Raw genomic sequence first — 7,452 nt, forward strand, 5'->3', positions numbered from 1 at the left:
GAGAAGGCATTCCCGATTCCTGCTGACGGACCATGTGTCCCCCGCGTGTCTCTATCTACGAGACAGTGACGAAATCAGCCCGGGCTAAACACGTACTCGAGGCCGAACTGCGGACGACCCGGTCGTAGAACCCTACGGATCGAAGCGGATCCTTCATGGTTTTTCGTATTTAGGGTGGTTGTTTATGTGGGGGTGTTCGCTGTGTATGACCGTACACATGACAGCCGAAGACGGTCAACTGGAAGCGAGACTCGCGGAGGGGGAGGTGTTCGAGCCGTCCGACTCGTTCGTATCGGGCGCGAACGTCACCGATCCCGACGTGTACGAGGAGTTCGAGGAGAACTGGCCCGAGTGTTGGGAGGCCGCGGCCGAGCTCCTCGACTGGGAGACCGACTACGACCAAGTGCTCGACGACTCGAACCCGCCATTTTTCGAGTGGTTCACCGATGGGGAGCTGAACGCCTCCGCGAACTGTCTGGACCGTCACCTCGAGGACCGCGGCGACGAGGTCGCCATCGAGTGGGTGGGCGAGCCGGTCGACGAGGCGAACCGGACGTACACCTACGAGCAGCTCCATCGCGAAGTGAACGAGTTCGCGGCCGCGCTGCGCGCACAGGGCGTCGAGGAGGACGATGTCGTCACCATGTACATGCCGATGATCCCGGAGCTGCCGGTGGCGATGTTGGCCTGTGCCCGGATCGGCGCGCCCCATAGCGTCGTGTTCGCCGGCTTCTCCGCGGACGCGCTCGCGACGCGGATGAACGCGGCGGACTCCGAGTACCTCGTCACCTGTGACGGCTACTACCGCCGCGGCGACCCGCTCGACCACCTCGACAAGGCGAACGAGGGACTCGCGGGCGTCGAGGGGGAGACGACGACGGTCGTCGTCGACCGCCTCGGTCCCAACGACGACGACTTCGGTCACGACCTCGGGGACGACCAGCTCGATTACGACACGCTGGTCGAGGAACACGCCGGCGCGGACGTCGACCCGGTCACTCGCGACGCGGAGGACATGCTGTTCCTGATGTACACCTCCGGCACGACGGGGAAGCCGAAGGGCGTGAAACACACGACGGGCGGCTACCTCTCGTGGGTGTCGTGGACCTCACAGGCGGTCCTCGACATCAAGCCGGAAGACACGTACTTCTGTTCGGCCGACATCGGCTGGATAACCGGCCACTCGTACATCGTCTACGGCCCGCTCGCGCTCGGCACGACCACGATGATGTACGAGGGGACGCCGGACCATCCCGAACAGGACCGGCTGTGGGAGATCGTCGACGAGTACGACGCGACCCAGCTGTACACGGCCCCGACCGCGATCCGGGCGTTCATGAAGTGGGGCACGGAGTTCCCCGACCGGCACGACCTCTCCTCGCTGCGGCTGCTCGGGACGGTCGGCGAGCCGATCAATCCGCGCGCGTGGAAGTGGTACTACACACACATCGGCGACGAGGAGTGTCCCGTCGTCGACACGTGGTGGCAGACGGAGACCGGCGGAATGATGATCACCACGCTCCCTGGACTCAAGGACATGAAACCCGGGGCGGCCGGCCCGCCGCTGCCCGGCGTCGACGTCCGGATCGTCGACACGATGGGCGAGGAGGTCGAGCCCGGACAGGCCGGCTATCTCACGGTCAACAAGCCGTGGCCCGGTATGCTCCGCACGCTGTACCGCAACGACGAGCGGTTCATCAACGAGTACTGGGCGGAGTACTCCGACACGGACAGCGACGATCCCGACGACTGGGTGTACTTCCCGGAGGACGGCGCGAAGATCGACGAGGACGGCTACATCACCGTGCTCGGACGGGTCGACGACGTGATCAACGTTTCCGGCCATCGACTCGGAACCATGGAGATCGAGTCGGCCATCGTCGGCGTCGAGGGAGTCGCCGAGGCGGCGGTCGTGGGCGGGAACCACGACATCAAAGGCGAGGCCGTGTACGCGTACGTCATCACCGAGGACGGCTACGAGGGGGACGACGACCTGCGTGAGCGGATCATCGCCGGCGTCGAGGACGCGATCGGACCGATCGCGCGGCCGGAACAAGTCGTGTTCACACCCGACCTCCCGAAGACTCGGTCCGGGAAGATCATGCGCCGACTCTTGGAGAACATCGCGGACGGCGAGGAGATCGGGAACACCAGCACGCTTCGGAACCCCGAGATCGTCGACGATATCCAGAAGCAGGTAGGTAACTGACCGGCGGGCCAGGGACACTCCAGTCGGCGGTCCCGATTTCATCCCGTCCGATCGAAACGTTCCGTTACGAGACGAGTCGAAACCACTCGAATCGACACGAGATCAGCCAACACACGATCCATGACAGACAACAACTCACAGTCGGCTTCCGTGGGAAGCCACCACGAGGACGACGAGCGCCTCCGGACCGACGGCGGTGCCAGCGACGTGCAACGAGAACAGGAGATGGACTACCTCGAAGTGGAGATCAACCTCTTGAATCCGGCGACGCCGTTTATGAAGGACCACCTTCGGGTGATCTGGATCGGCTTCGCCGTCTGGGTTGTCACCACGTTCGGGCCGATCACGGCGACCCGAATCGCGCCCGACCTGATGACGACCGCGATGCCGGTGATCGGGTTCCCGTTCCACTACTTCTCGATCGCTATCGGCGGTCCGACGGCCGCCCTGCTGCTTTCGGTGTGGTACGCGAAAAAGCGGGACGCGATCGACGAGAAGTACGGGATCGAGCAGGTCGACAACGAGGCGCGGGCCGCAGGTGGCGACACGGACGCCGCGGCGGCCGCTGACGGGGGTGTCGAGGAGTGACTCCCACGGCCGTCCTCATGCAGGCCGACGAACTGCTTCCGGAGGGACTCGACATCGGATTCAAGCTCGTTCCAGGTGTCATCGTCGTCTCAATGATGGCGCTGTTCCTCGCGGTCGGGTTCGCGTTCAAGGTCGCCGACACCGACGACATGTGGGTCGCCGGACGCTCGATCGGGAACATCGAGAACGGGATGGCGATCGGTGCGAACTGGATGTCCGCAGCGTCGTACCTCGGGATGGCGGCCCTCATCGCTCTTTCCGGCGTGTACGGGCTCGCGTACGTCGTCGGCTGGACGACGGGGTACTTCGTGCTGCTCATCTTCATGGCCGCGCAGATGCGGCGGTTCGGGAAGTACACCGCGCCCGACTTCGTGGGCGACCGGTTCAACTCCGACACCGCCCGCGCGCTCGCGGCGATCACGACGTTCCTTATCGGGTTCGTCTACGCGCTCGGACAGGCGCGCGGCATGGGCCTCGTCGGGATGTACGTCCTCGGCGATATCAACAACGTGATCGCCCTGCCGGGACTCAGCGCCTACCAGGCGATGATGGTGCTGTTCATGCTCGTCACCATCGCGTACCTCACCCTCTCAGGGATGCTCGGTGCGACGAAGAACATGGCGCTCCAGTACGTCATCCTCATCGGCGCGTTCCTCATCGGCCTGCTGGCCACGGGATGGTCGGCCGGGTACTCGACGATCCTCCCGCAGATCGAGTACGGGATGTTGATAAGCGAGCTGAGCACCGAGTTCTCCGCACCGTTCGCCGGCGGCAGCTACTACCTCTGGATCGCGACCTGTTTCAGCCTCGCGTTCGGCACCTGTGGGCTGCCACACGTGCTCGTCCGGTTCTACACCGTCGAGAACGAGCGGACCGCCCGGTGGTCCTGCACCTGGGGGTTGTTCTTCATCGCCGTGCTGTACCTCTCCGCGCCCGCGTTCGCGGCGTTCGGGACCGACCTGTACACCAACTCGCCGTTCGGCCCGACGTACGGTGATCCAGGTATGAGCGAGGCCGCAGCCGACGTCATCGTCGTGCTCGCCGCCCAGCTCGCGAACCTCCCGACGTGGCTGGTCGGGTTCGTTGCCGCGGGCGGCATCGCGGCCGCCGTCGCGACGACGGCGGGGCTGTTCATCGCCGCCTCGTCGGCGATCTCCCACGACATCTACGCGAACATCATCAACGAGGACGCGACCCAGCGCCAGCAGGTGCTCGTCGGTCGGCTGAGCATCGTCGGGATCGGACTCTTGACGATCCTGTTCGCACTCAACCCGCAGGCACCGATCGCCGCGCTCGTCTCCTTCGCGTTCTCGCTGGCCGCGATCGTGTTGTTCCCGATGTTCTTCCTCGGGCTCTGGTGGGAGAACACGAACCGTCCGGGCGCGCTCGCCGGCATGACGAGCGGGATCGTCATTTGGTTCATCCCCATGTTCAACGAGGGCCAATTCGGGCTGGTCAACGGGGGGGCGGGTCTGGGGATCGGGTTCCTCGAGACGTGGATGCCCGCGGTTGGGTCCGGACTGATCGGCGTGCCGCTCGTGTTCGCGATCACGATCTTCGTCTCGTACGTCACCGACGAGCCGCCGCTGCGGACCAAGCGGATGGTCCGCCAGTGTCACAGCCCTGAACCGATGCCGAAGGACAAGACGGCCGCACAGGTCGTTTCCGAGAAGATCGACGACGCACCCGCGGACGACTGATCATGTACGACAAGATACTCGTTCCGACCGACGGCAGCGACGTGGCGAACAACGCGGTCCACCACGCGATCGATCTGGCCGAAAAGTACGGCGCGGAAGTGCATGCCCTGTTCGTGGCCGATACGGACATGGTCGCGTACAGTCTCGGGACCGAGCAAGTAGACCGGATCCGTCAGGGGAAGTTCGGCGAGATGACCGAACTCGCCGAGGACGCCGCGGAAGCGACCGATTTCGTCCGAGATCGGGCCGAGGAAGCGGGACTCGAGTTCGTCGAACGACACGCGGGCGGTCAGCCCCACGACGTGATCGCCAACTACGCACGGAACAACGACATCGACCTCATCGTGATGGGGAGCCACGGTCGCTCCGGCGTCCGTCGCGCGTTGCTGGGCAGCGTCACGGAGCGCACCCTCCGGTCGACACACGTCCCGGTGTTCGTCGTCGACTACGTCGAGGGGCGGTAGCGAGCCCCTCACCTCGAACACCCGAACCGATCCCGAAAGACCGACCCTGTCTCGCCCCGAGACACGCTCATGACCGACACGAACACACCGGAGGCGGACGATCCCGACCCGAGCATCGCGGATCGCCTCCGCTCGCACGTCTCCGAGAACCGCACTGGTATGTTTCACGACCTCGTGTTCGCGCTCGCGTGGGTGACGCTCGTCTCGCTGCTGTTCGATTTCGTCTTCGTCGACGCGCCGACCTGGGCGTACTACATGTTCATGCTGACTGGGATCCCTGCGTACTTCGGGTTCTTCATCTCCCTTGAGATCGCGAAAGAAAACCGCTGAGCGAGGACGGTGACGGTTCATCGGAACTCGGGTTTGTTCGTCCCCTCGACACGGGTTTGTTCGTCCCCTCGACACGGGTCCGTCCGATCCGTCTCGCCGTGCTCCCCGAACGCATCGGGTCGTTTCGGAGGGCATACCTCTTTCATGCGACCGGTCGAATCGACGGACATGCACGCCGCAGTGCTTCGGGAGCACGGGGAACCGCTGACCCTTCGGGACGTGCCGGACCCCGATCCGGATCGGGACGGCGTCGTCGTTCGCGTCGAGGCCTGTGGGGTCTGTCGGAGCGACTGGCACGCGTGGAAGGGCCACGGCGAATGGGCGGACGATAGGGTCCCTCGGGGACAGATCCTCGGCCACGAACCCGCGGGGGAGGTCGTCGCCGTCGGCGAAGCCGTCGAACGGTTCGCGCCCGGCGATCGCGTCGTCGTTCCCTTCTCGCTCGGCGATGGAACCTGTGAGTACTGTCGGCAAGGATACGGGAACGTGTGTTCGGACGGCCGGGCGCTCGGGTTCGAATCCGATACCCCCGGCGCGTTCGCGGAACGGGTCGCCGTCCCGAACGCCGACTACAATCTCGTCGAACGACCGTCATGGCTCTCCGCACGCGACGCGGCGGCGCTCGGCTGTCGATACATGACCGCGTATCACGCGCTCGCCGAGCGTGCCGAACTGGCCGCGGGCGAGAGTCTCGCGGTCCACGGGTGTGGTGGTGTCGGGCTCTCCGCGGTCCAGATCGGACGTGCGCTCGGGGCCCATGTCGTCGCAGTCGACATCGACGACGACGCGCTGGACCGGGCCGCCGCGCTCGGTGCCGACGAGCTCGTTTCCCCACATTCGGCCGACGACGGCGATTCTATCAGCGACGGCACTGACGACGCTAACGACGCCGACGCTAACGACGCCGACGCCAACGACGCCGACGCCAACGACGCCGACGCCAACGCCAACGACGTCGACGCGTCAGTTCCCAACCGGATCCGCGAACTCACGGATGGCGGCGTCGACATCTCCGTCGATGCGCTCGGAATCGCCGAGACGTGTCGGAACTCGGTGCGCTCGGTCCGTCCACGGGGCACGCACGTCCAGATCGGCCTGACGACGGACGCCGAACGCGGCGAGGTCTCGTTGCCGACGGACCGGATGACGCGCTGGGAGGTGTCGTTCGTCGGCTCGCGCGGGATGCCGCCGAGTAACTACGACGCCCTCTTCGATCTCATCGAGGCGACCGGGATCGACCCGGGAGACCTCGTCAGCCGCGAGCTGGCCCTCTCGGAGGTTTCGGACCGCCTCGCGGCCATGGACGGGTACGGCGTCGACGGGATCGAAGTCGTCACCGAGTTCGACTGAACGCGACACCGCTCGTTCACTTATAAACATCCGATCGCACGTGTTGCGATACCGACGCCCGAAATCCACCCTCGAACTGCCACTGACCGAAAACGGGACAGAGCGTCTCTCCTCCTGAGGGTTTAAATAGGTCACCGCGGCGTGCTCAGTCGTCCGTCGTGCCCGCGACGGACCCCTTCTCCGCCGCTTCCTCGTCGTCCTCGATCACGCCCTCTCGCCACGTCCCCCTGAGGAACCACGCAACGCCGACGACGAACGAGGCGACTGCGGCGGCCGCGTACGCCCACCAGAGCCCCGCGACGCCCCAGTCGAGTCCGGTGTACCCCAGCGCTATCTCCGGGACCGCGATCGGACCGACTTCGACCCCGCCGAACGTGACGCTCACCGCCCCGAACGCCAGCAGCGCGGCCAGCGGGATCCTGAACACCCATCGCGAGAGCATCGAGAGCACCATCGCGATCCCGGTGTTCCCCGCGCCGCGGAACCCGCCCTGGATCACCATGAGCCCGCCGAAGAACGCCCAGGAGAGTGCGACGATCCGGAGGAAGACGACACCCTCGGCGATCGTCTCGGGGTCGTCGACGAAGACGCCCATGGCGGCCGCGGGGAACAGCCAAACCAACCCGCCAGCGACGGCAAGGAGGAGCATCGTTCCCGCGGTGGCGGCACGGGTGACTGCCGCCGCACGATCGGGAGCGTTCGCGCCGAGGTTCTGTCCGACGCCCGTCGCCGTCGCCTGCCCGACCGCGCCCGCGACCGACCACGAGACGGACATCAGTCGAACGCCGATCCCGTACGCCGCGGTCGCGGC

The 7,452-nt window shown here is 65.7% G+C and carries 7 protein-coding genes; 6 read left to right on the forward strand and 1 reads right to left on the reverse strand.

Translation table 11 applies throughout. The annotated features are described in order from the left end of the window. Positions 1–217 precede the first annotated feature (217 nt). The 6 genes from acs (at position 218) to ACFQEU_RS08785 (ending at position 6,641) form a co-directional block, all read left to right on the forward strand. The gene (gene acs / locus ACFQEU_RS08760) at positions 218–2,209 is read left to right on the forward strand and encodes an acetate--CoA ligase (protein ID WP_379781273.1); all 1,992 of its coding nucleotides are present in this window, start codon (positions 218–220) and stop codon (positions 2,207–2,209) included. Between the two features lie 120 nt (positions 2,210–2,329). Continuing rightward, on the forward strand, positions 2,330–2,797 hold the full coding sequence (locus ACFQEU_RS08765) for a DUF4212 domain-containing protein (protein ID WP_379781264.1): 468 nt from the start codon (positions 2,330–2,332) through the stop codon (positions 2,795–2,797). Positions 2,798–2,814: 17 nt separating this feature from the next. Further along, positions 2,815–4,497, forward strand: coding sequence for a VC_2705 family sodium/solute symporter (locus tag ACFQEU_RS08770; protein ID WP_379781275.1), 1,683 nt, complete (start codon positions 2,815–2,817; stop codon positions 4,495–4,497). 2 nt (positions 4,498–4,499) lie between these two features. After that, positions 4,500–4,961, forward strand: a complete 462-nt coding sequence (locus ACFQEU_RS08775) for a universal stress protein (RefSeq protein ID WP_379781266.1) — start codon at positions 4,500–4,502, stop codon at positions 4,959–4,961. 69 nt (positions 4,962–5,030) lie between these two features. Continuing rightward, complete coding sequence (locus ACFQEU_RS08780) at positions 5,031–5,291, forward strand: hypothetical protein (RefSeq protein ID WP_379781269.1); 261 nt, start codon at positions 5,031–5,033, stop codon at positions 5,289–5,291. A gap of 168 nt (positions 5,292–5,459) precedes the next feature. After that, positions 5,460–6,641 (forward strand): alcohol dehydrogenase catalytic domain-containing protein, encoded by a 1,182-nt coding sequence (locus ACFQEU_RS08785; protein ID WP_379781277.1) that lies wholly within the window; start codon positions 5,460–5,462, stop codon positions 6,639–6,641. A 145-nt stretch (positions 6,642–6,786) separates the two neighbouring features. On the opposite strand, the gene ACFQEU_RS08790 is transcribed toward ACFQEU_RS08785, so the two are convergent. Then, positions 6,787–7,452, reverse strand: a 666-nt coding sequence (locus tag ACFQEU_RS08790) for an MATE family efflux transporter (RefSeq protein ID WP_379781271.1), incomplete at its 5' end; no start/stop codon positions are given.

It is taken from the genome of Halorubrum tibetense, assembly GCF_042661865.1.
Lineage (GTDB): Archaea > Halobacteriota > Halobacteria > Halobacteriales > Haloferacaceae > Halorubrum > Halorubrum tibetense.